The organism is Caballeronia sp. NK8 (assembly GCF_018408855.1).
Lineage (GTDB): Bacteria > Pseudomonadota > Gammaproteobacteria > Burkholderiales > Burkholderiaceae > Caballeronia.
In genome coordinates this window covers 449,194-473,986 of sequence record NZ_AP024324.1, presented here as the reverse complement: position 1 = coordinate 473,986, position 24,793 = coordinate 449,194, and the positions used below count along the sequence as shown (strand labels likewise).

The window sequence follows — 24,793 nt, the reverse complement described above, 5'->3', positions numbered from 1 at the left end:
CACGCGCATGCATACTATTCGACGGGTGACGGAAGGAAACGCAATGCGTACAGCGAGGCGCTGCATCAATGTGATGCCGGCTTCCAGTTCGACTCAAACCCTTTCGGTGCGCGAGGGCAAACATGGATCGTTCATGGTGTCCTCCCTCAATGAGCCTTCCTGGCGTCGTTTCCCGCGACATCGATCATTACCAGCGCTTCATGGATGGTCTGCTCACCGAAGGTCTCGGGATCGAGTCGCTGCTTCACGTACGTCGTGACGAAGGTCGTGAAGGAGCGCGGTGACCTTGTGCCGTCCTGGGGTTTCGAGTGCAGCCGAGTCAACGATTGACCAGCTTCTTCGGGAATGCGAGCGCCAGCGCGCAACCGAACAGGATGAACGCGGCGAACGCGTAGAGCCCGGCGCTTTGCGTGTGGAACGTGTCGCGAAGATAGCCGATGAGATACGTGCTTCCGAAGCCACCCACGTTCGCAATCGAGCACGCAAAAGCAATTCCGCCGGCCGCCGCTGTGCCCCGGAGAAACGTCGAAGGAAGCGCCCATACCACGGGCATCGCTGCTGCAGCGCCTGCATTCACGAGCGAGAAGAGCACGACGGTCATCGCGGTACTCGGCGTCGTCGCACCGGCGACCACCAGCGCAGCCGCAGCCACGGCGAATGGCACGACGATATGCCAGCGCCGCTCGCGCGCCCGGTCCGAGCTCGATCCGCACAGCAAGGTGCCGACCACGGCGGCGGCGTTCGGAATGACCATCAGCCAGCCGATGTGATACGAGTCCGTGACGCCCGTGTCACGAAGAATGGTCGGCAGCCAGAAGCTCAAGGCGTACAGGCCCAGCAGCACACACAGATCGATGAGCCCGAGCGACCACACCTTACGGTTGGAGAAGGCTTCGCTCAGCTTGTGGCTCTTGTGCTCCGCCCCTTCCTCGACGAGTTCCGCGCGCAGCGTCTTCTTTTCATCGTCGGTCAGCCACTTCGCCGATTCGATGGTGTTCGGCAGCCAGCGCAGCACCGCGAAGCCCAGCAGGATGGAAGGCAATGCTTCGAGCAGAAAGAGCCATTGCCAGCCGCCGAGTCCATGCGTGCCATCGAAGAAGCGCATGATCCAGCCGGAGATCGGGCTGCCGACCATGCTCGACATCGGCAGGCCGACCATGAACAGCGCCACGATCCGTGCACGCCGCGCATCCGGATACCACTGCGTGAGGTAGAGCAGCACGCCCGGCAGGAAGCCTGCTTCGGCCACGCCCAGCAGGAATCGCACGATGTAGAACTGCATCGGCGTATGCACGAACATCGTCGCGCCCGACAACAGACCCCACGTGATCATGATGCGCGCAATCCAGAACTTCGCGCCCACGCGCTGAAGGATGAGATTGCTCGGGACTTCGAACAGCACGTAGCCGACGAAGAACAGACCCGCGCCGAGTCCGTAGACGGCATCGCCGAACTTCAATGCGTCGAGCATCTGAAGCTTTGCCAGACCGATGTTCACGCGGTCCAGGTACGCCGCGAAATAACACAGGCAGAACAGCGTGATGAGGCGAAACGTGACCTTCCGGTATAGCTCTTGATGCGTGTCTCTCGACGCGATGCTTACGCCAGATTGAACAGTTGACATGGGGCGACCCTGGTTAGGTGAAGGTTCCTTGACGAAAACATGTGTTTTGCGTCCGCAGGATCCTGTATAGCATGTCAAAATACAGCGTACACGCTAGAAATTACCCTAAGAGCCGTTTGCGGTCCGCGCGGCGGGAAGAGAGCCGCGAAATTACGTGTTACTGCTTCGTATAGCAATTATGCTCGCGATGCTGGACATCGCCACGACAGGGGTAAAACCCCATGGATGAAAATTAATTTCGCACAGATATTAAGCGTATGCGCTCAAATATGCACCGAGACGACAATCACCGGCACCATCTTCGTGCAGGTGTCGTCGAGGTGGCGCAACACGCCGCGGTGGCCCTTTCGTCGGCCGCCGTCGATCATCGAATCTTGCTTCGGAGTCGGTCCGTTAAAATGGAAGCCCTGCAAGCGCGTCGCCACGCGCCTCACTCTTTTGAAACCGCCTCTCCGGATATGTCGCTTCCCAACGACGATTACGACTTTCATGACCAGATCGGTCACCTGTTGCGTCGTGCGTATCAGCGCCACGTCGCGATCTTTCAGGAGGCGATTCCCGATTCGCAACTGACCGCCGCGCAGTTCGTGGCGTTGTCCGCGGTCAAGGAGAGCAGGGGATGTTCGCTCAACGACATCGTCAAGACGACGGCGATCGACCAGGCGACGATCCGTGGCGTCGTCGATCGCCTCAAGGCGCGCGCGCTGGTGCAAGTCGTGCCGGACCCGACGGATGGCCGCAAGCTGGTGGTGAACGCCACGCCCCAGGGGGAAGCGCTGATCGACGCGACCGTGCCGTTCGCCGCGCAGGTCACGGAGCGCACCTACGGCAAGCTCAATCCGGGCGAGCGGGTGGCGCTGCAGTACTTGCTGCGCAAGATGCTCGAACTCGACGAAAGCTGATCGCCGCCGACGGCTCGCTAAGAGGAAACGGTGCGAGCGTCCTCGTTCGACGTGTAGCGCCGCCCGGCTTCGTCCAGACCGGCGCGGATGGCGTCCGGCGTGTACGGCGGGGCGAAGAATCGCACGCCGGTTGCATCGAAGACGGCGTTGGCCAGCGCGGCAGGGCCGGGCACCGAAGCCGATTCGCCCGCACCCATCGGCGGTTCGCCTTGCCGGGGCATGAGCACCACGTCGATCGCGGGCACCTCGGCGAAGGTGAGTATCGGGTAGCTGGACCAGTCGCGCGCAGCGGTCCTGCCTTCGCTGAAACGCACGCGCTCTTTCAATGAACGGCTCAGCACCTGGATCACATTGCCGTGAATCTGGTGACGCACGCCATCCGGGTTGATCATCGTGCCCGTGTCCTGTCCGATCACGACGCGCTCGACGGTGATCTCGCCACTCAATCTGTCGACCATGAGATCGACGATCCACGCAGCCCACGCCGCGCCGAAGCCGGGAAAGCGGCTATGCACATAGCGCGCGTAGGCGATGCCCCGTCCGCGCACGAGGCGGCCGTGCTTCTCGATACGCTCTGGCCGAGCCTGCCAGCCGGCGCGCTGAGCGACGGCGCGCAGGAGGTCGATCGCCCGATCGTCCCTCAGATGCCGGATGCGATACTCGAGCGGGTCGGTGCCCGTCAGCGCCGCGCACTCATCGGCAAACGCGTCGTGGGCGAACGAATTGGGCAGCGCCGAGACGCCGCGCAGCCACGACGCACGCACGATCGACGCCAGATCCTCGCAGACGAAACGCCGGTTCGGCGACTCGTAGGGCGACACAGCCGTGCGGTCGCCCATTTCGAACACACCGGATACAGCCGGCTGAACACCGCTCAGCAGCAGGGCGAGCAGCGGCGCATCGTTGGACGGATAGCGCGTCGAGAAGTCGTAGCCGACGAGTTCGCCGCTGTCCGTGACCGTGCCCGTGACCTGCATCACCTGCCCGGTGCCCTTGGGTTCCCAAAGGTGCTCGTCCTGACGCGTCAACTGGACCCGGACCGGATGCCCGGCCGCGCGTGAGAGCAGCAGCGCATCGCCGCAGACATCGTCCGCGCAGTTGCGGCCGTAGCATCCGGCCGCTTCCATGCGTTCGATGTCGAAGTCGGCTTCGCTGCGTCCGACGAGTTTCGCGAGGTCATGTCGCAACGAAACCGGATTCTGTGTGCCGGACCAGACCGTGATGCGTCCGTCGCCGGGCTCGCGGTAATCCGCGACCGCGCACGATGGCCCGATGGATCCGTGCATCTGATAAGGCCACACGTAAGTGCGCGAAAGGGTCGTGGTGCCTGTCGCGTCGCGCACGCGTTCGACATCGCCTTCTTCGAGCAGAAGCCGGCGCGTCGCTGGCGCATTCGAGATGGCTTGCCAGATATCGTCCATCGACGTCAGGGCCGGCGTTTCGCGCCATTGCACCTTGAGTCTGCGCGCGGCGCGTGCCGCGAACTCCTCGCGCTCGGCCACGACGCCCACGAAATCGCCGACGACGACCACCGCGCGAAGTCCGGGGATATCGGCGACGGAAGATTCATCGACCGAAATCAGGGACCGGCCGACGAACGGACCCGAGTCGATGCCGCTGTAAGGCGGCCGCACCACGCGGCCATGCAGCATGCCGGGCACGCGCACGTCGTGCACGAAGGTCAGCTGGCCGGTGGCTTTGGCAGGCATATCCACACGTCTCGACGAACGGCCGATGAGCCGATAGTCGGCCGGGTCCTTCGTCTTGACCTGCGTATCGAGTTCGGCCGTGATCTGCCGGTCTTTCACCAGCTCGCCGAAAGTACAGCCGCCGGTGGCATCGGCGTCTTTGAGGAACACACGCCCGTTCGCCGCCGTGAGGCGCTCGATGGCGACGTCCATGCGTTGCGCGGCCAGGTCGAGGAGGGCGAGCCGTGCCTGCGCCGCCGCGCAGCGAAGCGGAACCGCCGATATCTGGATCGTGGCGCTGGCGATGGTCGGCCCCTGATTCGGCGTCGCGGCGGTCGAGCCGAGGATCATGCGCACGCGTTCGGCGGGAACGTCGAGCTCTTCCGCCACGATCTGCGCGAGCGACGTGCGAATGCCCGTGCCCAGATCCACATGCCCGTTGAACGCGAGGATGCTTTCGTCGTCGAGAACGGCCACGAACACCTCGGGCACATCCGGCACGAAGGTCGAAGGGCTTCCCGGCTGGCCCCGCGCGGGGGCGACCGGGCTGAGCGGCTGGCGAATGATGGCCAGGCGGCCGTTTCGGGCAAGCAGATCGGCGCGATTCACGTTCTTCCTCGTCATGCACTCGGGCATCTCTCGGCGCGTGAACCGCCGAAGCGGTCCGCGCCCGCTTCCTACACTACCGCGCTTCGGCTTCGGCTGCCGAGATCGCCGCGAGCGCGTCGGACAGCGGAAGTACGGTCGCGTATTTCTGCGCCATGTCGAAGAGACTCGCTTCGTGCGGCGCCAGCGCGCGATCGCCGACGCAGTCCGACAGCACGAACGGTCGGAAGCCGAACGACATGGCGTCGACGACGCTCGCGCGCACGCAGCCGCTCGTCACCGCGCCCGCCACCAGCAGCGTCTGGATGCCTTGCTGCGCGAGCCACGGCGTCAGTTGCGTGCCGAAGAATGCCGACGGAACCGTCTTGCGAACCACCAGTTCGCCCTTTGCCGGAGTCAGTTCCGCGACGATGGCGCTGTTGGGATTGTCCTCGGTGAGCGTCGCCATGCCGGGGACTTTCAGCGAGAAGACGTTGTCGTCGCTGCCGTCGGCCGCGTAGACGATGCGGCTGTGCGCGACGGGCCAGCCGTTCTCGCGCGCGGCCTTGAGCGCGTGCTTCGTGCGCTCGATCGCCTGCGGGATATTGCCGCCGCCGAAGACCGCGGGGTCGGCGAAGCCAACCACGAGATCCACGATCAGCAGCGCGACCCGGCCCTTGGGCGCCATCGGCGTGCCGAAGCCCTGTTGCCGGTAGACATGCGCTTCCGCATGCTGGGTGAGATCGTTCATGTCGTGCCTTTATGCGTGGTTGGCGTCGAGCACGCGGCCATCCCGGACGACGACCTCGTTGTCGAGAGAGACGGTGCAATGGCGCAGCGGGATGTCGATATGGCAGGTCGTCGTGCGATCGCCGCCGCCTTCGTTGTTCGGTCCGAGCGAGAACAGGAAGTTGCCCTCGAACGCACGCGCGTCCATGCCGATGGTGGCTTCGCGATCGTAGAGACCGAGCGTCGACCAGCGCGCACGCGGCTGCAGCCCCCAGCCGATGTGCGAGATCGCATAGCCCTCGGGATCGTCGAAGGTTTCCATGTAGTCGCGCAAGAGCGCCGCATCCGTGCCGCCTTCGATCCGCACCGCATAGCCGCCTTCCACCGTGAGCGTGATCGGCTCGCTGACGTAGTGCTTTTGCGGCAGCAGAATATCGCCCCGGTCGATGACGATCTTGCCGTGCGCGGTCCTGTCGTTCGGAAACGTCAGCGCGAAGCCGCTCGGCCAGTGGTCCCAGCGGCCGGGTTCATCGACGAAACCGTATTCGGCGATGGCGGGAAAGTTGCCCATCGGGCAGGTGAAGTCCGTGCCCGCGTCGGAATGCACGTGCATCTGACGCGCCGCCTTGATGCGCTCGGTCGCGGCGAGCACGCGGGTGCGGTCCGCGACCGTCGGCACGAGGCGCACGAGCACCTCGGGCGGCTCCACCGCGAGCAGGATCTTGGTCCCCGACTGCAGGATTTCGTGCTGCTCCGGCGAGAACAACAAGGTCATCAGGTCCAGCACGAGATCGCTGTTCTTGAGCGCGGCGATCGCCGCCTGATTGCCGGTGAGCGGCGTCGTGCCGAGATACGCGAGCGAATCGCGGCTGAAGCCTTTCTCGCCGTTGATGGGCGGCAGGTCCAGCCGGTTCACGATCGCGCCCATCGACTGCGTTGCGATGAGCGCGCACGACAAGGTCTGAGGATGCGTGCCCGCGCTCGTCAGAATGGTGACCGTCTGCCCGCGTTCGAGCTTCGAGAGCGTGAGCACTTCCTTCCACGCTTCGATGAGTTGATAGTCGCTGATAGCCATCGTCATCTCCAAGGAATGTGCGGTGCGCTCACGCAGGCTTGTTCAGGGACACGGGCGCGCCGAGGAAATCGCCCAGCGCCGCATAGAAGCCGGCTTCGTTGTCCCATGGGATCATGTGGCCTGCATCCGGCACGCGCGTGTGCAGCATCGAAGGCGTGGCGCGCTGCAATTCGGCGACGTCTTCCGGCCGGACCACGTCGCCGCGCTCGGCGGTGATGAGAAGCGACGGCACGTTCAGGCGCGCTGCATCGGCGAAGAAGTCGTCTTCATGAAAGCCCTTGAACGACGCCAGCACGGCGCGTTCATCGCACGTATGCAGCCATTCCGCGCGCAACTGGCGCTGCTCGAAGGTCCACGTCGGACAGAACTGGCTCATGGCTTGCGCGTCCATGCCCTTGCGCGCGAGCGCCATCGAATCGACGTACCAGGGCAACTGCGAAGGATAAGGACGGCGCCCCGGGCCGGACGCGGGCGGATCGACCAGCACGACGCTCCTGAGCCCGCGCTCGATGCGTCCCGCCGCGCGCGCGGCGATGCGCGCGCCCATCGAGTGGCCGAGAAGACTGAAGGCGTCGAGGCCCAGCGCCTTGACGAACGCGACGACGTCGTCGGCTTGCGCGTCTAGACTGTAGTCGAGCGTGTCCGACGCCGACGAAAGCCCGCGCCCGCGCACATCCAGAATATAGGTATCGAAGCGGCTTCCGAGGACTTCGCCGACGAAGCCCCAGGTGATCGCCGGACTGGTGATGCCCGGAATCAGGACGATGACCGGCCGCGTCGAACGCTCACCCGCGTTGGGTCCATAACGCAGGTAATGCTGGCGAATGCCGTTGGCGAACACATTGCCGCCGTGAACAAACGTGGATGACATGATGTGGCTCCGCAAAAGTTGCCGGGCGGCTCAGTACGCGCCGGACAGCAGCGCGCCGGCGCCGGGAACGATGGGCTCCAGATCGAGATGGCGCAGCATCGCGTAGGTGGTGGCGATGGCGGCCGTGATGACGGGCTTGCCGGTCATCGCTTCGACCTTTGCAACCGCAGGCAGGGATGGCATCTGAACGCACGCCGAGAGCACGATGGCGTCAGCGTCCTGATACTTCATCTTCGAGACGATGTCCGGCAGCCGCGACGGGTCATGACGCCCGACTTCGAGGTTGTCGGGAATCTCGAGCGCCCGCCAGTCGATGACTTCGTAGCCTTCGCTGCCGATGTAATCCACGACGAGCTCCGTCAGCGGCTTCATGTATGGGGCGACGACCACGATCCGCTTCGCGCCAATCACTTTCAATGCATCGACGAGTGCGCCTGCGCTGGTGAGCACGGGCGCGTGAGCACCGTTCTCGGTGGTGTGCTTCGTCAGGCGCTCCTGCGACACGCGGTGATAGCCGCGACCCATCGCCATGATGGCGACGAGGCAGGCGTAACCGAGCACGTCGACACGCGCATCCGACAGTTCGATCGCGCAGCGGTCCGATTCGGCGTCCATCGCAGCCAGTTCTTCCTTGACGACCTTTTTCATGCGCATGCGGCTCGAATGAAACGTGAAGCGCTCGGGCCGGATGGCTTCGCGCAGGCGCAGCATCGCGGGAATCTCGGTTTCCATCGTCGTGTTGGAACTCGGCACGATCTGGCCGATGCGATAGGTCTTGAACATGGATACTCCTGGCCGGTGAGGGGAATTGCATTGAAGTCTAGCGTGTACGTTATAAAACGACAACCTGATAAAAGACTTTCGAGCATCGATTGGATCGGTATTTTCCCTAGGTTTATGCGCTTAATACCGCCAATAAAGGGCGTTTAACGGTCTCCGGGATTTTTCCGCTTGTTTTCGTGATATTGAGTGTGTACGCTATAAATCACACCGTCACTCCGCTCGCTGGATGTCATCGCGTGACACCACGGGCACATATCGATCAGGAGATTTCCATGAGCAAAGCCCGCATTGCCGTCATCGGCGCTGGACTTGGCGGCGCGACCGCTGCCGCATTGCTGGAACGCAGCGGCTACGACGTCGTCTTGTACGAACAGGCGCAGGCATTCTCGCGGCTGGGCGCGGGCATCCACGTCGGGCCGAACATGATGAAGGTGATGCGCCGCATTGGCTGCGAGGACGCGCTCAACAAGATGGGATCGCACCCCGACTACTGGTACAGCCGGGATGGCAAGACGTCGGAAATCATGTCGCAGATTCCGCTAGGCGACTTTGCCGTGAAGAACTACGGCGCGAGCTATCTGACCGTGCATCGCGGCGACTTTCACGCGCTGCTGACGCAGGCGAGCAGCCCGGGCGTCGTGCGTTTCGGCAAGAAGCTGAGCTCGGTCGAAGATACCGGCAATGAAGTGCGGATGACCTTCGCCGATGGCTCCGTGGAGACGGCCGACATCGTGATCGGCGCAGATGGCGTCAATTCGAAGATCCGCGATCATCTGCTGGGCGCGGAGCCGCCCAAGTACACCGGCTGGGTCGCGCATCGCGCGGTGTTTCCGGCGTCGTTGCTGAATAACAAGCCGTATGACGCCTGCGTGAAGTGGTGGTCGGGCGACCGTCACATGATGGTCTACTACGTCACCGAGAAGCACGACGAGTATTACTACGTGACGGGCGTGCCGCAGAAGGAATGGCCGGTGGGCGTGCCATTCATGGAAAGCAGCCGCGAAGAGATGAAGGAAGCGTTCGCAGGTTGGCATCCCGACATCCAGCATCTGATCGATGTTTCGCCGTCGATCTCCAAGTGGCCGCTGCTCGAACGCGATCCGCTGCCGCTCTGGAGCCGTGGCCGCATGGTTCTGCTGGGCGATGCCTGCCATCCGATGAAGCCGCACATGGCGCAGGGCGCCGCGATGGCGATCGAAGATGCGGCGATGCTGACGCGCTGTCTCGATGAAGTCGGCGTGTCCGACTACACGAACGCGTTCGCGCTCTACGAAGCCAACCGGTCCACGCGCGCCTCGAAGGTCCAGCTCGTCTCGCACAACAACACCTGGCTGCGCACTAACGAGGATCCGGCCTGGTGCTTCGGCTACGACGTGTACGAGGTTCCGCTGGTATCGCCGCAGAAGGACACGGCGCCCGTCGCGGCATGAGGTTTTTGACTGCCTCGCCTTCGGGGGCGGGGCAGGCTAGCATCGAATGTTTCCGGCGTGCGCTGCGTCTCGCGTTTGCCGCTTTCTTTTCGGGGTTCATGTCATGTCTCATCCACGCCCGGTCGATGGTCCCGTCACGCTTCGCGTGAACGGGCGCACGCGCACCGTCGAGTTCGTGGCGTCGGATGCTCCGTTGCTCACGGTCCTGCGCAACGATTTCGAGTTGAACGGACCCAAGTTCGGCTGCGGGCTCGGACAGTGCGGCGCGTGCACCGTGATCGTCGATGGCCACGCGACGCGCGCCTGCGTCGTGCCCGCCGTCGCCGCGACCGGCCGCGATATCGTGACGCTCGAAGGACTCGGGACGCCGGACAATCCGCACTTCATTCAGCGCGCGTTCATCGAGGAACAGGCGGCCCAGTGCGGCTACTGTCTCAACGGCATGATCATGAGCACCAGCGTGCTGCTCGAGCGCAATCCCGTTCCCAGCGACGACGAAATCCGCGACGCGTTGCGCTACAACCTGTGCCGATGCGGAACGCACATCGAAATCATGAACGCGGTGCGCCGGGCCGCTCGCTATCTTCAGCAGCAAGATGAACAGTAAAACGAGCGATAGCGTGGATATCGCGGATGTGCCGCCGCACACCGGGACGACGGGCCCGGAGCCGACCACGCATCGGACGCACACCTATCGCTGGCCGGCCGGCCAGGAGGCCTGTCTCGCCTCGCTGGAAGTGAGCGTCGATACGACACCGTCGGGCGTGCTGCGAAGCTATCGATACCGCGTGTCGCTGGACGAGTCCGCGGGCGCATCGGGAAAAGGTCTGTTCGCGCCGGACTGGCAACCCGCGTCCCCGCAAAGCACGCTGTACCGCCACGCGCACGCCTCGCTGACGTTCGACGGCCCGGCGCGCGCCGTTCCCGAGCATGCGCACGTGTTTGCGCGCGAGTCCTTCATGGACGAGACGGCGAGCGAGCTTGCCCTCGATCCCGTCGAATTGCGCCTGCGTCATCTCGACAGGAATGAAGATGCGGGCGCGCGGGAAGTCGTGCGGATGGTCACGGAACGCGCGGCGTGGGGACGCAAGACGCGTACCGACGCCGGTTCGCAGTGGTTCAGTGGCCGTGGTTTCGCGATGGACGGCGAGCGGGAAGGCGAGCCGAACTGGTCCGCGTGGGTCGTGGATATCGATGTGCATCGGCAGACCGGGGATGTCGCGGTGCGCCGCGTCGTCGCCGGATACGGCGAAGGCTCCGCCAGCCTGCCGGTCTTGCATGGCGTGCCGCATGCGCTCATCGAGAGCGCGGTGTCGCTGGCGCTTGGCCACGCGTCGAGCGCGCGACCCGCGCATGACGAAGCTGCCGCGTCCGCGCCGATGTCGTTCGATATCGCGGCGGCTGCCGGCCCGGCGTCCCTGAGCACGCAAGGCACGCCGGATGCGTTGCCGACACCGGGCGCGCAGCGGGCCGCGGCGCCGGCGGTCGCCGCCATCGCAAACGCGATCTTCGATGCAACCGGCGTACGTTTCAGGCAACCGCCGTTCGATTCGCAGCACCTGCAGGCGAAACTGGCCGGCACGGAGCCTCCGCAGCCAATTCATCACGGCGTGGCCGCGCCGCGTCCTGGCCGCATCAAAAAGCTGCTCGCCGGAGGCGGCATCGCGGGATTCATCGGCGGCCTCGTCGGTCTTGCGTGCGCGATCATTCCGGGTCCGCGAGAGATCGCGCCTATCGCGCCGGGCAGCCTCGGCGCGTCGACATGGAGCGCGGCGACGCTCGAACGCGGCCGGCAGATCGCCTTGGCCGGCGACTGCGCGGTGTGTCACACGGCGCCGGGCGGACAGAAGAATGCTGGCGGTTTCGCGCTCGAAACGCCGTTCGGCACCATCTACTCGACCAACATCACGCCGGACCCGGAGACGGGCATCGGCCTCTGGTCGTATGCAGCGTTCGAGCGCGCCATGCGCAAGGGTATCGCGCGCGATGGCACGCATCTCTATCCCGCTTTCCCCTATACAGCTTTCGCGAAGATGAGCGAGCCGGACATGCTGGCGCTTTACGCGTATCTGATGTCGCAGCCAGCGGTGAAGCACGCACCGCCGAAGACGAGCCTGCCGTTTCCGATGAACCTGCGCCCTGCGGTCGCCGGATGGAACTGGCTGTTTCATGACGACAGCGAGTTCAAGCCCGATGCATCGAAATCGGCGCTGTGGAATCGCGGCAAATATCTCGTCGATGGCGCGGCGCATTGCGGCGCGTGTCACACACCGCGCAACCGGCTGGGCGCGGAGCAGGGCGGTCTGGCGTATCTGGCCGGCGGCGAGGCGGAAGGCTGGGACGCGCCGGCTTTGGTCGGCCATCGCGGACCCGTGCCCTGGACCGAGAAGGCGCTGTTCGACTACCTTCGCACCGGCTTTTCGAAAGAGCATGGCGTGGCAGCGGGTCCGATGGGTCCGGTTGTGACCGGGCTGTCCGAACTTCCGGAGTCCGATGTAAAAGCGATCGCTCACTACATCACGTCCTTGTCGCCGCAGGTCGACGAGGCGGCTGCCGCCCACGCGGCGCAAAAGCAGTCAAATGGCGCCGATGTGGTCAGCGTCATGGGCCTGGAGCGCGGGCGGCAGACCTTCGAGACGGCGTGTGCGGTCTGCCACGCGGCATCGGGCGGCGTCGGGCATCTGGGCGTGAGGCCGCTGATGGGTCTCAATACCAGCGTGGCGCAGAGCCGGCCCGACAACTTGCTGCATGTACTTCACAACGGCATCGACAGTCCGGCCACGGCAGAGCTGGGATATATGCCCGGCTTCGGTGATGTCTACGACGACAGGCAGATGGCCGAACTCGCGGCCTATATTCGGGCGCGATATGCGCCGGACCAGCCGGCGTGGACGGACCTCGAACAGGCCTCCGCTCAGGTCAGGCATGCAGCGCACTGAGCGGGAGACGCGACGCGCACGGCAATGCTAGAACCTTCCCGGCCTGTACGGAGCCGGATCGGTGAAGCCCGCCTCCCCGTTCATCAACTCACTGACGAGCCTTCCCGTTACCGGACCAAGTGTAAGTCCATGATGCGCGTGCCCGAACGCGAACCAGAGCCCGGGGTGGCGATCAGCAGGCCCGATCACCGGGCGCATATCCGGCGTACACGGCCGCAAGCCCAGCCACGGCGACGCGTCGATTCGCGCCCCGAGGCCGAATGCCGGTCGCGCGAGTTGCTCGGCGCGCTCCAGTTGCAGCGGGCTCGGTGGCCGGTTCCGGCAGGCAAGCTCGACGCCGGTAGTCAGACGCATGCCACGCCGCATCGGCGCCACGACATAGCCGTTCTCGATGTCGACGACCGGCCTCGCGAGCGCAGCGCGTCCATCACTCTCGTAATGCATGTGGTATCCGCGCTTGGCCATGAGCGGAATGCGGTATCCAAACTTGCGCACCACATCGCCGGACCAGATGCCGAGCGCGACCACGGCCGACTGCGCTTCGACAGGTCCGCTCGCGGTCATCACGCGCCATCCGCTTCCCGACGGTTCGAGCGTCGCGGCATCGCCGATCAGGAAGCGTCCGCCCTCGCGCTCGAATAGCGCCGCGTAGCCTTTCGTCAGGGCGCCGGGATCGATCACGCTGCGTGGGTCTGTCCAGTGAATCGCACCCGCGTAAGCGCCTTCGAGCGACGCCTCCAGTCCATGCAGCGCGCTTCCCTCGAGCACCTGCATGCCGAGCTGGTATTCGTTCGAGATCCGTCTCGCGGCGCTCGCCTCCCGCTCGAACTGCTCGCGCGAGCGATAGGCTTCGAGCCAGCCCGTGGGCCGCACGAGATCGGCGTGACCTGCCCGCGAGGCGAGCGCCTCGTGCTCGGCCACGCTTCTGCGGATGAGCGGGAGCAGGTCGTGCGCGGCGGCAGCGAGACGTCTGGGCGCCGATTCCCACCAGAACCGCGCGAGCCACGGCGCATACGCGGGCAACGAGCGCAGGTCGTAGCGAAACGCAGTCGAGCGGTTCATTGCGAATTTCAGCACCGTGGCCCAGTCACGAGGGAACGCATAAGGCACGACCGACGACGCCTCGATCAGCCCCGCGTTACCGAAGCTCGCCGCTTCGCCGGGCGCCTGGCGGTCGACGAGCGTCACCTGCCATCCGCGCTGCCGCAAATGTAGCGCGACACTCACCCCCACGATCCCCGCGCCGAGCACGATTGCGTCCTGAGCCATATTCCGATGCCTTGATAGAGTCCTTACTTCGCAATGATGTCGCGTTTGAAGTACTTTTGCGACAGTTGACTCAGTGTGCCGTCCTTCTTCAATGAATCGAGCGCGGCGACCACCTTCGCTTTCAGCGCCGCATCGTCCTTGCGCAAGCCGATGCCGGTGCCTTCGCCAAGCGTCGAAGGATCGGTGAGCGCGCCGCCCGCGAAGTCGAAGTTCTTGCCTTCGGGCTTCGCGAGGAATCCGTCGATCGCGGTTTGCACTTCCTGCACGGCGCCCTCGAGCCGCCCGGCCGACAGATCCGCAAAGATCTGATCCTGGCTTTGATACGTCACGATCTGCACGCCCTCGCTCGCCCAGTGCTTGCGCACGTAATCTTCCTGCGTCGAACCCTGCAACACGCCCACCGACTTGCCTTTCAGGCTTGCGGGCGTCGGCAGGAGGTTCGAGCCTCGCCTGGCGATCATCTGGATCGGCATGACGTAGATGGGCGGCGTGAAGTCGATCGCCTGCTTGCGCTTGCCCGTTATGTTCATCGCCGAATTGATCGCGTCGAACTTGCGCGCCTGCAATGCGGGAATCAGCCCATCGAAGCTGTTTTCCACCCACACGCACTTCATCTTGATGCGCTGGCACACCGCGTTGCCGATATCGATGTCGAAGCCCTCGAGCTGGCCCGTTGGCGTCTTGCTTTCGAACGGCGGATACGAGGCCTCGACGCCGAATCGCAAGGTCTGCGCCTGCGCATGCGCGAGACCGAATGTGAACGCGAGGCTCGTCGCGCCAGCGAAGCAAATCATCTTCCAGTTCATTGTCGTCACCAAAGTTCGTTTGTGAACCACACCGTCTGTCGCGTCGGGCGCGCGAGTGTCGCCACGCGCTCATCCGGAATATAGACCAAAAATAAAATAAAAGTCTAGAATAGACAAAAATGTCTGTTTTGACGGATCTGAACCGGAGGCTTTCAAATGATTTCTCTGTCCGAAGAATCGGGGCTTGGCGCGCGCGCCGAACAGATGCCTTTCATCGTTCACGACGACGAAGTGCGGCTGGCGCTGCCCTCGCTCGATATCCGCGGCGCGCTCCACGAGATGTTCGCCGCACTCGGCGAGGGCGAAGCCGTGCAGCCGCCGCAGACACTGACGCTTTTCCCGAAGAGCGCGGGTGATTTCATCACCTATCTCGGGGCGCTCGCAAAGCACGAGGTATTCGGCGCCAAGCTCTCGCCGTATCTGGCGCAGCCGGGCGCGCCGATCGTCACTGCCTGGACCACGCTCATGTCGATGCGTACCGGCGCGCCGCTGATGTGGTGCGATTCGGCTCGCCTCACGACCGAGCGCACGGCGGGCACGACAGCGCTCGCGGTCGAGCGCCTTGCGCGCCAATCGAGCGAGCGTCTTGCGATCATTGGCTCGGGGAGCGTCGCGCTTGCGCATCTGCGGCATGTCGCGCCGTTACGCGAATGGTCGGAGATCCGCATCTACTCGCCGCGTCTTGTCAGCGAGCGCGCGAGTGCGCTGCAGGCGATCGACGCGCGGGTGCGCGTCGCGGCTTCGGCTGAAGAGTGCGTACGCGACGCGGATGTCGTGATGCTCTGCACATCCTCGGGTACGCCGGTGCTCGCGCTCGATGCGCTCACGCAACCCGCGCTCGTCACCTCGATCAGCACGAACGTCGCGCTCGCGCACGAGATCGATCCGGCAATGCTGAGCCTGCTCGATGTCTACTGCGACTATCGGCAGACGACGCCGTCGAGCGCGGGCGAAATGGTGATCGCCCGGGAACGTCACGGCTGGTCGCCGGAGGCGGTCGTCGGGGACCTTGCGGAGCTTGCGCGCGGCGCGTGTCCTGCGCCCTCGCACGAACGTTCCGTGTTTTTTCGCTCGATCGGCCTCGGCCTCGAGGATATTGCGGTCGCGCATGCGCTCTATGTCCATCTCGTGAAGCGGCGCGCGGCGGCGCTGGCGGTATGATCGGCCTTCGACGGCCCGAACTGATCTCTACTTCCATGCCACGACGCAAGACGCCCACGCCCGTTCAATCCGCCCGCGAAGCGCTGCTCGCGCGCTATGCGCACATCGCGGACAGCATCACGACGCTTTTCTTCCCCTATGCGGAAGTGGTGATTCACGATCTCTCCGACCAGACGATCGCGTATCTGTCGAACAATCTCTCCAAGCGCGAGATTGGCGATGACTCGGCGCTGGAAGACGTCGAGGAAACTGCGCGCGAGCGCCGTGTTGGTCCCTATGAGAAGCTCAACTGGGACGGACGCCGCATGCGCTGCATGAGTACGGTGCTGTTCGACGATGCGGGCAATGCCGCAGGCGTGATGTGCATCAACTTCAACATTGCAGCCTTCGACGACATCCGCTCCACGCTCGATCTCTTCCTGCGCGGTGCGGGCGTCGTGGCACAGCCTGTCGAGCTGTTCAAGGACGATTGGCAGGAGCGTATCAACACCTTCCTGCACGGGTGGCTCCGCGAGCGGCAGATTGCGCTCAACTCGCTCACGCGCGATCACCGGCGCGAACTCGTCGAAGCGCTGCATGCTCAGGGCGCGTTCAAGGGCAAGAGCTCAGCCAACTATGTCGCCAAGGTGCTCGGGATGGGACGCGCGACGGTATACAAGCATCTGCGCGAGATGAAGGGCGAAGCCTGAACAATCGATTTTTCGGTGTGGTACCGAGTCGCTCGTCGTAGCGATGGACGCCGCGCCAGCCGGCTCGATGAAATCCGACCCGTCGAGTCGACGTCGAATGTGAAGCGTGCCGGACGGAGCGCGCGACGCGCATCGCGCGCCCGCGCTTCAGGTCTTGAACTGCGGTGTCACTCGGCCTGCTCGCGACTCCTCGCGAGGTTATGCACGCGCGAGCCCACGGCGACCGGCGCGGCGTTGCGCCCGCGCTGTCGCTGCTGCCGTGCGCCGAAGAACCGGCGTCCTTGCGGGCCGTACACGGCGTCGGGTTCGGGAAAGCGCCACAGCATCGCCAGATACAGCACCCCGCCGACGGCGAACGACACCGGCACGCTCAGATCGCAGCCGCCCGCGAGCGCGCCGAGCGGCCCGACGAACTGCCCCGGCAGATTCACGAACGCGAGGCCGACGAACGCCGCCGGCAGCCACGCGCCCATTGCGCGCCAGTTCCAGCCATGCGTGAACCAGTAATGGCCGCCGCGGCCGCCGCGGTTGAACACCTGCAGATCGTCGGCGAGATAGAAGCCGCGGCGCTGCAGGAAGCCGATCACCATGATCGCCATCCACGGGCAACTGAAGGTGCAGATGAGCGTTGAGAACGTCGCCACGCTTTCGACGAGATTGAACGCAAAGCGGCCGACGAAAATGAAGCCGATGGCGAGCGTGCCGATCAGCATCGTCGCGCGCACCCGGTTGAGGAAGCGCGGAAACATGCTCGACATGTCGAGGCCCGTGCCGTAGAGCGCGGTCGTGCCCGTCGACATCCCGCCGATGATCGCGATGAGGCACATCGGCAAGAGGAACCAGCGCGGCGACACGGCGAGCAGGCCGCCCACGTAGTCGTTCGCGCTGATGTAGCTCGGCGCCTTCGTCGCGATGATCGTCGCGGTGACGAGGCCGAAGAAGAACGGCACGAAGGTCGCGATCTGCGCGACGAACACGGCGCCCATCACGCGATGACGCGGCGTTGCTTGCGGAATGTAGCGCGCCCAGTCGCCGAGCGTCGAAGCGAACGACACCGGATTGCTGAGCGCCACCAGCGCAGCGCCGATGAACGCGGCCCAGAAGCCCGCGCTGCCGTGCTGGAGCGTGCCCGCGTAGTGCATGTCGAAGGCGTTCGCGAAGGCGAACGCGCCGAGCACGAACATGAGGCTCGCCGCCCATACCGCGATCTTGTTCACCCACAGCATGAAGCGAAAGCCGTAGATGCACACGATCAGCACGAGCACGGCGAACACCATGTACGCCGTGCCGAGCGTCCACGGATTGACGGGCAGGCCGACCATGTCGTGCGCGCCGCCCACGAGGGCGTCGCCCGAACTCCACACCGCGAGCGAGAAGAACGCGACCGAGGTCAGCACCGCGAGAAACGAGCCGACGATCCGCCCGTGAATGCCGAAGTGCGCGCCCGACGAAACCGGATCGCTCGTGCCGTTGCGCGGCCCGAACAGGCTCATCGGCGCGAGGATGCAGGTGCCCGCGAGCACGCCGAGGATGATCGCCCACAGGCTCGCCTCGAACGAGAGGCCGACGAGGATCGGAAAGCTGCCGAGCACCGATGTCGAAAACGTGTTGCAGCCGCCGAACAGCAGCCGGAATAGATCGATGGGCCGCGCATATCGCGACGCGTCGGGAATGCGCTCGAAACCGAATGTTTCGATCTGCGTGATGCTCGTGCTGTCAGCCATATTGTCTCGCTCCTTTAGGTGTCGTCAGGCGCGTCGCGCCTGCTACCGCACTGTCGTTATGTGGCGGTCACTCTGATGCACTCGAATAAACCATGCTCATGCTTCCACTGCTAGTTCAGGCGTGTTTCACGCGGACGTCACGCTCGTGCGCACGCGTGCCATAGACGCCGAAAAGGTCCTCACAGAACGCTCGCACGATCGGCTGGTCGGCCGTGCCGCGCTTCATCGCGAGATGCAGCGGCACGTCGAAGCCGAACGCGGTGCGCCCGAGCACGCGGATCAGGCCGCGCCGCTCGAAGCTTTCCGCGTGATGCGCGGGCAGATAGCCGATATGACTGCCCGACAGAATCAGCACGGTGGCCGCATCGATGCTGTCCGCGATGGCCGTCACCCTGCGCTCGCCGATGCTCGCGAGTTCCTCGGGCACGGGATAGCTGCGCCAGATCCAGTCGTGCGCGCGCAACTGGTCGAGCGTCACATCCGGTCCGCCATGAAAGAGCGGATGACCGCGCCCGCAGCAGATCACCTGCCGTTCGCTGAACAGGCGGCTGTACGACAGCCCCGCGACCCGATGCCAGAAGTAACCGATCGCGAGATCGAGTTGCGAATTGACGAGGCTCTCTTCGAGTTCCTGCGGCGGCGCGACGTGCATCGCGAAGCGCACGGCCTGATCGCGCTTGCGGAATGCGCCGATCGCTTCGGCGAGGCGCGCGTTCTCGACGTGCGACGCCTGGCCGATCAGACCGATCGACAAGGTGCCCACGAGCTTGCGGTCGATATCGCGCACCTGTGCGACGAACTGCGAGGTCGCGGCGATCAGCGCGCGCGCCGATGCGACGAAGCGCTCGCCCTTCGACGTGAGCCGGAAGCCGCCGCGCCCGCGCTCGCACAGCCTGAAGCCCATGCGCGCCTCCAGCGCGGAAAGCTGCGAGCTGATGGTCGACTGGCGCACGCCGAGCGTCGCTTCGGCGGCGGTGATGCCGCGTGCGTCGACCACGGCGAGAAAGACGCGCACGAGGCGCAGGTCGAGATCGGAAGTATTGGAGAACATGCGGATGGCTCGCGTTGGCAACGCCGCGTTCACATGGGGAAACCCATCGCCTTGATGCCCTTGATCCACGCGCGTTTCCAGCCGCCTTCGGCATCGGCGCCGTCGAACGCGTGGAAGGTCACCTTCGCGGCCAGCCAGCGCACCGGCTCGGGCGGAATGTAGGTGGGGCTTTGATTGGCGATATCGAGCGCGCGCTCGGGGCTGTCGCGATCGAACAGGATGTTCAGGCCCATGAACGCGCCGAAGCGGCTCGCGGCCACGCCGAAACCCGTGTAGCCCGCGACGAACACGGCCTTGTCGCCGAGATAGCGCTTCGCGAACACCGAACCGCGCGAACAGTAATCGATCGGGCCGCCCCACGCATGCGAGAAGCGCACGTCGCTCAATTGCGGAAAGGTCGTGTAGAACGCCTGCGCGAGCCGGTAATACGTTTCGCGGTTCTGGTCGCCCGGCGGATTGGGATCGCCATCGAAGTGATAGCTCACGAGGCCGCCGAAGATGATGTTGTTGTTCTTCGTGAGACGGAAATAGTTGAGCTGCGTGCGCGTGTCGTAAATGCCCTGACGCTGCGCCCAGCCGATGCGCGAGAGTTGTTCGTCGGTGAGCGGCTCGGTGGCGAGCACGTGATCGCGCACCTGCAGCACGCGCCGGTTGATATCCGCAATGCCGACCTTCGCGGTGCCGCTGCCGAACAGCACGCGCGTCGCGCGCACCGTGCCCGCGGGCGTCTTCACGAAGACGCTCGCGCCTTCGTCGCTCACGCTCATCAGCGGCGTGTTTTCGTAGAGCCGCACCCCGAGCTTGAGCGCCGCGCGCTTGAGGCCCCACGCGAGCTTGGCCGGATGCACGATGCCGCTGCGGTTGCGCGACCAGAGCGCGCCCGCGAACAGCGGCGAATCGAGCTGCGCGCGCGTGGCCGCCGCGTCGAGCAGTTCGACATCGTGGCCGTAAGACTTGTGCAGGTCGAAATCGGCGCGCAGATGATCGACGTGATCGGGGTCGACCGCCACCGTCATCTCGCCGTTCCATTCGATGTCGGCGTCGATGTCGTAGCGCTTGAGCGTCGCTTCGAAGCCATCGAGATTGCGCTGCCCGAATTCCTCCAGCTCGGCGATATCGTTCGGAAACACCCGCACGGCGTTGGGCAGGCCGTGCATCACCGAGGTCGAAATGATGCCGCCCGCGCGCCCCGACGCGCCGTGCGCGACCTGTCCCGCTTCGATCAGCACGACATCGAGTTCGGGCATCTGCTCCTTCGCCTGCACCGCGGCCCACAGGCCGGTGAAGCCGCCGCCGACGATCAGCAGATCGGCGCGCGTCTCGCTCGTGAGCGCGGCTTCGGCGGGCGGCTCGGCGGGATTGTCGAGCCAGTAGGGAAAGAGCTTCGTGTGGGCGAGCGCTTCTTCGACGCTGAGCGCGGGCGCGGCCACCTCCGCTTCGAGAAATTGGGCGCGGTCGTTCATGCCTGGTCTCCTGTTCGGCTGCCGTGCGGGCGGCGGCGTTCGACGACGGTTATTGCTGCGGTTCGAGCACGATGTAGAACTTCTTCGCGTCTTCGATGGTTTCCCAGCGGCCCGCGAAGCCCGCCGGCAAGAGATATCCCTGTCCCGCTTCGAACTCCTTGCGGCCGCCGTTCACGTCGGTCAGCGCGATCCTGCCTTCGACGAGCCACACGGCTTCGTCGGCGGTCGTCGCGGGGAAATCGACGGCGCCGACCTTGCCTTCCCACCAGCCGATCACGTAGTTGCCGTTCTGGCCTTGCGCAGCGCGCCAGTCGCTTTCGTCCATGCCGTAGTCCAGCTTCGTGAATTGGCCAATGCCTGCGCCCAGCGGCGCGATGTCCTGAATCAGCTTGCTCATGTGCGTCCTTGATTGCGTCGGTTTTCAATTGAATCGGTGGAGGAAAGTTACCGATTCGGGACGCCCCGGTATGCCCCCCCTCAGGGGAGGCAAAACGTGTTTCCTGATTCGCGGGTAAACACGTAGAGCGCGCGGAGTATTCGCTGGAAACCCCGTGTGGCGGGCATTGCGGCGCATGGGCTAAAATCGGACTGCCTTTTCTCTGGGGCGCGCAATGCTGCTCAACGTACCCCCGCTCAACCGCGACTCAGCCGACTTTCCGCTTTCGTTCAAGGCGCTCGGGCAAGTGATCGAAGCGGTCGGCACACCCGATTTCGTGCCGCGTCTCACGCTGTTTCTCAATGAAATCGTGCCGCTCAATGTCGTGCACATCGAGCGCTCGCGTGTCGATCACAGCAGGCCCACCGGCTTTCGCCGCGAATGGATCGGCAGCAGCGGCGTGGGCATGGACAGCGGCGTGATCTCCGAAGTCATGACGCTCTACTACGACCGCTTCTACGACAGCGATCCGCTTTTCGCGGGCATTCGCGGCAAGATCGGCACGCTGCTCGTGGTGCGCGACATCGGCGCGATACCGCCCGGCGAATTTCGTCAGCGCCTCTTCGACGAAGCGCTGATCGCGCACGAATGCGTGCTCGCGCGCGGCACGCCGCACGCGCAGGATTCGATCGCGCTCGAACGCGCGCTCGATGCGCCGCCGTTCACGCTCGCCGAGATGAACCGCTTTCGCAAGGTGAGCGAATTTCTGTTTCCGCTGCTGGAGCTTCACGCCTCGACGAGCGCCGCGCGACGTGTCGCGCATCCCACATCGTTCCTGCATCCGCTCGCGCAATTCGATGCGCGCATCGCCGCCGACCACGTGCGTCTGTCCAAACGCGAGTACGAAATCTGCGCGCACCTCATCACGGGCCGCACGGTGCCGGAAGCCGCTGAGATCATCGGCGTGCGAATCGGCACGGCCGAGTCGTATGTGAAGCGCGCGTTCGCGAAGCTCGGCGTGCGCACCAAGCGCGACCTGATCGCGTGGGGCCAGACTTGCTCCCGTCTGGCAGCGCTCTGAAGGCCCGTTCACATAGACCGGGTTCGATGTAAACATTCCCACTTCGTGATTCGCGCGGCGCAGGCGTCGCCTAACATCGGCCCGTCCACATTACGATGACGGGAGACTCCCATGCAGCGCGAACTCAACCAGCCGCTCGGCGGCAACGACATGCCGCGCTTCGGCGGCATCGCGACGATGATGCGCCTGCCGCAGGCGGCCAGCGCCGATGGCCTCGACGCATGTTTCGTCGGCGTGCCGCTCGATATCGGCACGTCGAACCGCTCGGGCGCGCGCTTCGGGCCGCGCCAGATCCGCTCGGAATCCGTGCTGCTGCGCCCCTACAACATGGCGACGCGCGCCGCGCCCTTCGATTCGCTGCAAGTGGCCGATCTGGGCGATGTAGCCACGAACCCGTACGACCTGAAGGACTCGATGCGTCTGATCGAGTCGGCTTACGACGCGATCGTCGCAAACGGCTGCCGTCCGATCACGCTCGGCGGCGATCACACGATCGCGTGGCCGATCCTGCGCGCGTTGCACAAGAAATACGGCAAGGTCGCCGTGGTGCACGTGGACGCGCATGCCGACGTCAACGACACGATGTTCGGCGAGAAGATCGCGCACGGCACGCCGTTTCGCCGCGCGGTCGAAGACGGCCTGCTCCGGTGCGACAAGGTCACGCAGATCGGTTTGCGCGGCACCGGCTATCACGCCGACGACTTCGACTGGTGCCGCGAACAGGGCTTCACCGTGGTGCAGGCCGAAGCGTGCTGGAACCGCTCGCTCGCGCCGCTGATGGAAGAAGTGCGCGCGCGCGTGGGCGACACGCCCGTGTATCTGAGCTTCGATATCGACGGGCTCGATCCCGCGTTCGCACCCGGCACCGGCACGCCCGAAGTGGGCGGCCTGAGCGTGCAGCAGGGCCTCGAAATCGTGCGCGGCATGAAAGGGCTCAACGTCGTGGGCGCGGATCTCGTCGAGGTCTCGCCGCCTTACGATCAGGCCGGCACGACCGCGCTCGTCGGCGCCAATCTCGCGTTCGAGATGCTCTGCGTGATGCCGGGCGTCGCCTACCGATGAACCACGCGAGGACGATCATGACCAATCACACTTCATTCGCGCTGCCCGCCGCGACGATCGCGGGCATGCGTGTCGACGCGTCGAACCGGGAAGCGGGCAACGCGATCCACAATGCTTCCACGGGCGAGATCATCGGCTGGCAGGAACACGCCGATGCCGCGCAAGTCGATGCCGCCGTGAGTGCCGCGCACGGCGCGCTCGATGCATGGCGCAACCAGCCGCCCGCCGCGCGCGGCAAGGTGTTGCGCGGGATCGCCGAGCTGCTCGCGGCGAACCGCGCGCAGCTCTCTTCGATGCAGCAGCGGGTGAGCGGCAAGCCGCCGCTCGAAGCCGACACCGACGTGAGCGACGCCATCGCCACTTTCGATTACTACGCGGACCTGTGCGCCGACGCGTCGCTCTTCGCCGCCGATACGCTCGCGCTGCCCGACGACACCGTGACAGGCGAACGGCATTACGAAGCGGTGGGCGTGGCCGCACTGATCGTGCCGTGGAATTTCCCGATGGTCACGACCGCGTGGAAGATCGCGCCCGCGCTCGCGGCCGGCTGCACGGCAGTGCTGAAACCGTCCGAATTCACCTCGCCGGTCGAGCATCGGCTCGCGGAGATCATGACGGCGGCGGGCGTGCCCGATGGCGTCGTGAATCTCGTGAACGGCGGCGGCGAGGTGGGCGCGCTGCTCGCGGCGCATCAGCTCGTCGACAAGATTTCGTTCACCGGCAGCACGGCGGTCGGCCGCAAGGTCATGCAGGCCGCTGCGCAGGACATGAAGCGGCTGACGCTCGAACTCGGCGGCAAGTCCGCGCTGATCGTGCGCGCCGACGCGGACGTCGAGCATGCGGTCGCGCTCGCGGTGGGCGGCGCGTTCACGAACGCGGGGCAGATGTGCTCGGCCACGTCGCGCATCATCGTGCACGACGATGTCTATCGCAAGTTCGTCGCGGCTTTCGAAGCGGCCGTGCGCGCGCTCGTAGTCGCGCCGCCTCACATCGACAATGTCGCGATGGGGCCGCTCGTGTCGCGCGCCCAGCGTGAGCGCGTTCAGGCGCTGCTCGAGCAAGGCATCGCGGGCGGCGCGGCTGTCGCGTTCAGCGGTGCGCTCGAAAATGCCTGCGCAGAAGGCTTTTTCATGGCGCCCGTGGTCATCGCGGAACCGGATACGGCGAACGTGTTATGGACCGAAGAGGTGTTCGGACCGGTCGCGTGCGTGAAATCCTTCCGCACCGACGACGAAGCCATCGCGCTCGCCAACGACACGCGGTACGGACTCGTCGCGACCGTCGTGACGCGCGATGAAGATGCCGCGCGCCGCTATCGCCGAGCGCTGCGCGCGGGCCTCGTGTGGATCAACACGCCACAACTGATCTTTCCGCAGGTGTGCTGGGGCGGACTCGGCCTGAGCGGCATGGGCCGCGAACTCGGCGTCGCCGGATTGCGCAGCTATCAGGAATTGCGCCACGCCATCGTGTCGCGCGGCTGACGTC

22 protein-coding genes and 1 pseudogene are annotated in these 24,793 nt (G+C 65.0%); 10 read left to right on the top strand and 13 right to left on the bottom strand.

All coding sequences use genetic code 11. The features are described from left to right. Positions 1–164: 164 nt before the first annotated feature. A pseudogene (locus NK8_RS23815) lies at positions 165–330 on the top strand (Lrp/AsnC family transcriptional regulator); the annotation flags it as partial. On the opposite strand, the gene NK8_RS23810 reads toward NK8_RS23815, so the two are convergent. Further along, positions 320–1,624 carry an MFS transporter gene (locus NK8_RS23810; protein WP_213230553.1) on the bottom strand — a complete coding sequence of 435 codons (1,305 nt, stop codon included), beginning with the start codon at positions 1,622–1,624 and terminating at the stop codon, positions 320–322. The pseudogene NK8_RS23815 and the gene NK8_RS23810 overlap by 11 nt on opposite strands. A 263-nt stretch (positions 1,625–1,887) precedes the next feature. After that, entirely contained in the window at positions 1,888–2,049 is a 162-nt protein-coding gene (locus tag NK8_RS23805; RefSeq protein WP_213230552.1) for a hypothetical protein, read from the bottom strand. 33 nt (positions 2,050–2,082) lie between these two features. On the opposite strand from NK8_RS23805, the gene NK8_RS23800 reads away from it, so the two are divergent. Beyond that, a complete protein-coding gene (locus NK8_RS23800) occupies positions 2,083–2,526 on the top strand; it encodes a MarR family winged helix-turn-helix transcriptional regulator (RefSeq protein ID WP_162069141.1) in 444 nt (147 codons plus the stop codon). Positions 2,527–2,543: 17 nt separating this feature from the next. Here NK8_RS23800 and NK8_RS23795 read toward each other — a convergent pair whose 3' ends face one another. The 5 genes from NK8_RS23795 to NK8_RS23775 all read right to left on the bottom strand — a co-directional run bounded on the left by NK8_RS23795 (position 2,544) and on the right by NK8_RS23775 (position 8,257). Further along, positions 2,544–4,823, bottom strand: coding sequence for a molybdopterin cofactor-binding domain-containing protein (locus tag NK8_RS23795; RefSeq protein WP_213231529.1), 2,280 nt, complete (start codon positions 4,821–4,823; stop codon positions 2,544–2,546). A gap of 73 nt (positions 4,824–4,896) precedes the next feature. Then, the gene (locus NK8_RS23790) at positions 4,897–5,550 is read right to left on the bottom strand and encodes an isochorismatase family protein (RefSeq protein WP_162068533.1); all 654 of its coding nucleotides are present in this window, start codon (positions 5,548–5,550) and stop codon (positions 4,897–4,899) included. 9 nt (positions 5,551–5,559) lie between these two features. Continuing rightward, positions 5,560–6,603, bottom strand: coding sequence for a 2,5-dihydroxypyridine 5,6-dioxygenase (locus NK8_RS23785; RefSeq protein ID WP_213230551.1), 1,044 nt, complete (start codon positions 6,601–6,603; stop codon positions 5,560–5,562). 28 nt (positions 6,604–6,631) lie between these two features. Beyond that, on the bottom strand, positions 6,632–7,474 hold the full coding sequence (locus NK8_RS23780; RefSeq protein WP_213230550.1) for an alpha/beta fold hydrolase: 843 nt from the start codon (positions 7,472–7,474) through the stop codon (positions 6,632–6,634). 30 nt (positions 7,475–7,504) lie between these two features. Then, positions 7,505–8,257 carry an Asp/Glu racemase gene (locus tag NK8_RS23775; protein WP_061176329.1) on the bottom strand — a complete coding sequence of 251 codons (753 nt, stop codon included), beginning with the start codon at positions 8,255–8,257 and terminating at the stop codon, positions 7,505–7,507. Positions 8,258–8,529: 272 nt separating this feature from the next. Here NK8_RS23775 and NK8_RS23770 point away from each other — a divergent pair, with 272 nt between their 5' ends. The 3 genes from NK8_RS23770 to NK8_RS23760 all read left to right on the top strand — a co-directional run bounded on the left by NK8_RS23770 (position 8,530) and on the right by NK8_RS23760 (position 12,626). Continuing rightward, positions 8,530–9,687, top strand: a complete 1,158-nt coding sequence (locus NK8_RS23770) for an FAD-dependent monooxygenase (protein ID WP_213230548.1) — start codon at positions 8,530–8,532, stop codon at positions 9,685–9,687. 103 nt (positions 9,688–9,790) lie between these two features. After that, positions 9,791–10,294 carry a (2Fe-2S)-binding protein gene (locus NK8_RS23765; protein WP_213230546.1) on the top strand — a complete coding sequence of 168 codons (504 nt, stop codon included), beginning with the start codon at positions 9,791–9,793 and terminating at the stop codon, positions 10,292–10,294. Between the two features lie 13 nt (positions 10,295–10,307). Then, a complete protein-coding gene (locus tag NK8_RS23760) occupies positions 10,308–12,626 on the top strand; it encodes a c-type cytochrome (RefSeq protein ID WP_225936359.1) in 2,319 nt (772 codons plus the stop codon). Between the two features lie 27 nt (positions 12,627–12,653). On the opposite strand, the gene NK8_RS23755 is transcribed toward NK8_RS23760, so the two are convergent. Together NK8_RS23755 and NK8_RS23750 are read right to left on the bottom strand one after the other, a co-directional pair. Then, a complete protein-coding gene (locus NK8_RS23755; protein ID WP_213230543.1) occupies positions 12,654–13,895 on the bottom strand; it encodes an FAD-binding oxidoreductase in 1,242 nt (413 codons plus the stop codon). 23 nt (positions 13,896–13,918) lie between these two features. After that, positions 13,919–14,701 carry an ABC transporter substrate-binding protein gene (locus NK8_RS23750; RefSeq protein ID WP_162068525.1) on the bottom strand — a complete coding sequence of 261 codons (783 nt, stop codon included), beginning with the start codon at positions 14,699–14,701 and terminating at the stop codon, positions 13,919–13,921. Positions 14,702–14,905: 204 nt separating this feature from the next. Between NK8_RS23750 and NK8_RS23745 the strand changes: the two genes are divergently transcribed. Beyond that, positions 14,906–15,862: an ornithine cyclodeaminase family protein gene (locus NK8_RS23745; RefSeq protein WP_213231527.1), complete on the top strand. Its 957-nt coding sequence runs from the start codon at positions 14,906–14,908 to the stop codon at positions 15,860–15,862. After that, positions 15,859–16,551, top strand: a complete 693-nt coding sequence (locus NK8_RS23740) for a transcriptional regulator (protein ID WP_213230541.1) — start codon at positions 15,859–15,861, stop codon at positions 16,549–16,551. The genes NK8_RS23745 and NK8_RS23740 overlap by 4 nt, the downstream gene beginning before the upstream one ends. A gap of 167 nt (positions 16,552–16,718) precedes the next feature. On the opposite strand, the gene NK8_RS23735 is transcribed toward NK8_RS23740, so the two are convergent. The 4 genes from NK8_RS23735 to NK8_RS23720 all read right to left on the bottom strand — a co-directional run bounded on the left by NK8_RS23735 (position 16,719) and on the right by NK8_RS23720 (position 21,186). Next, entirely contained in the window at positions 16,719–18,275 is a 1,557-nt protein-coding gene (locus tag NK8_RS23735; protein ID WP_213230539.1) for a cytosine permease, read from the bottom strand. Between the two features lie 115 nt (positions 18,276–18,390). Next, positions 18,391–19,326, bottom strand: a complete 936-nt coding sequence (locus NK8_RS23730) for a LysR family transcriptional regulator (protein ID WP_213230537.1) — start codon at positions 19,324–19,326, stop codon at positions 18,391–18,393. Between the two features lie 29 nt (positions 19,327–19,355). After that, entirely contained in the window at positions 19,356–20,789 is a 1,434-nt protein-coding gene (locus NK8_RS23725; protein ID WP_213230535.1) for an FAD-binding oxidoreductase, read from the bottom strand. 49 nt (positions 20,790–20,838) lie between these two features. Further along, positions 20,839–21,186, bottom strand: coding sequence for a cupin domain-containing protein (locus tag NK8_RS23720; RefSeq protein ID WP_061176360.1), 348 nt, complete (start codon positions 21,184–21,186; stop codon positions 20,839–20,841). A 214-nt stretch (positions 21,187–21,400) separates the two neighbouring features. On the opposite strand from NK8_RS23720, the gene NK8_RS23715 reads away from it, so the two are divergent. From NK8_RS23715 to NK8_RS23705, 3 genes are all read left to right on the top strand, one after another. Continuing rightward, positions 21,401–22,246 (top strand): LuxR C-terminal-related transcriptional regulator, encoded by an 846-nt coding sequence (locus tag NK8_RS23715; RefSeq protein ID WP_213230533.1) that lies wholly within the window; start codon positions 21,401–21,403, stop codon positions 22,244–22,246. A gap of 111 nt (positions 22,247–22,357) precedes the next feature. Further along, a complete protein-coding gene (gene speB, locus NK8_RS23710; RefSeq protein ID WP_213230531.1) occupies positions 22,358–23,308 on the top strand; it encodes an agmatinase in 951 nt (316 codons plus the stop codon). A 17-nt stretch (positions 23,309–23,325) separates the two neighbouring features. Continuing rightward, a complete protein-coding gene (locus NK8_RS23705; protein ID WP_225936358.1) occupies positions 23,326–24,789 on the top strand; it encodes an aldehyde dehydrogenase family protein in 1,464 nt (487 codons plus the stop codon). Positions 24,790–24,793: the final 4 nt, after the last annotated feature.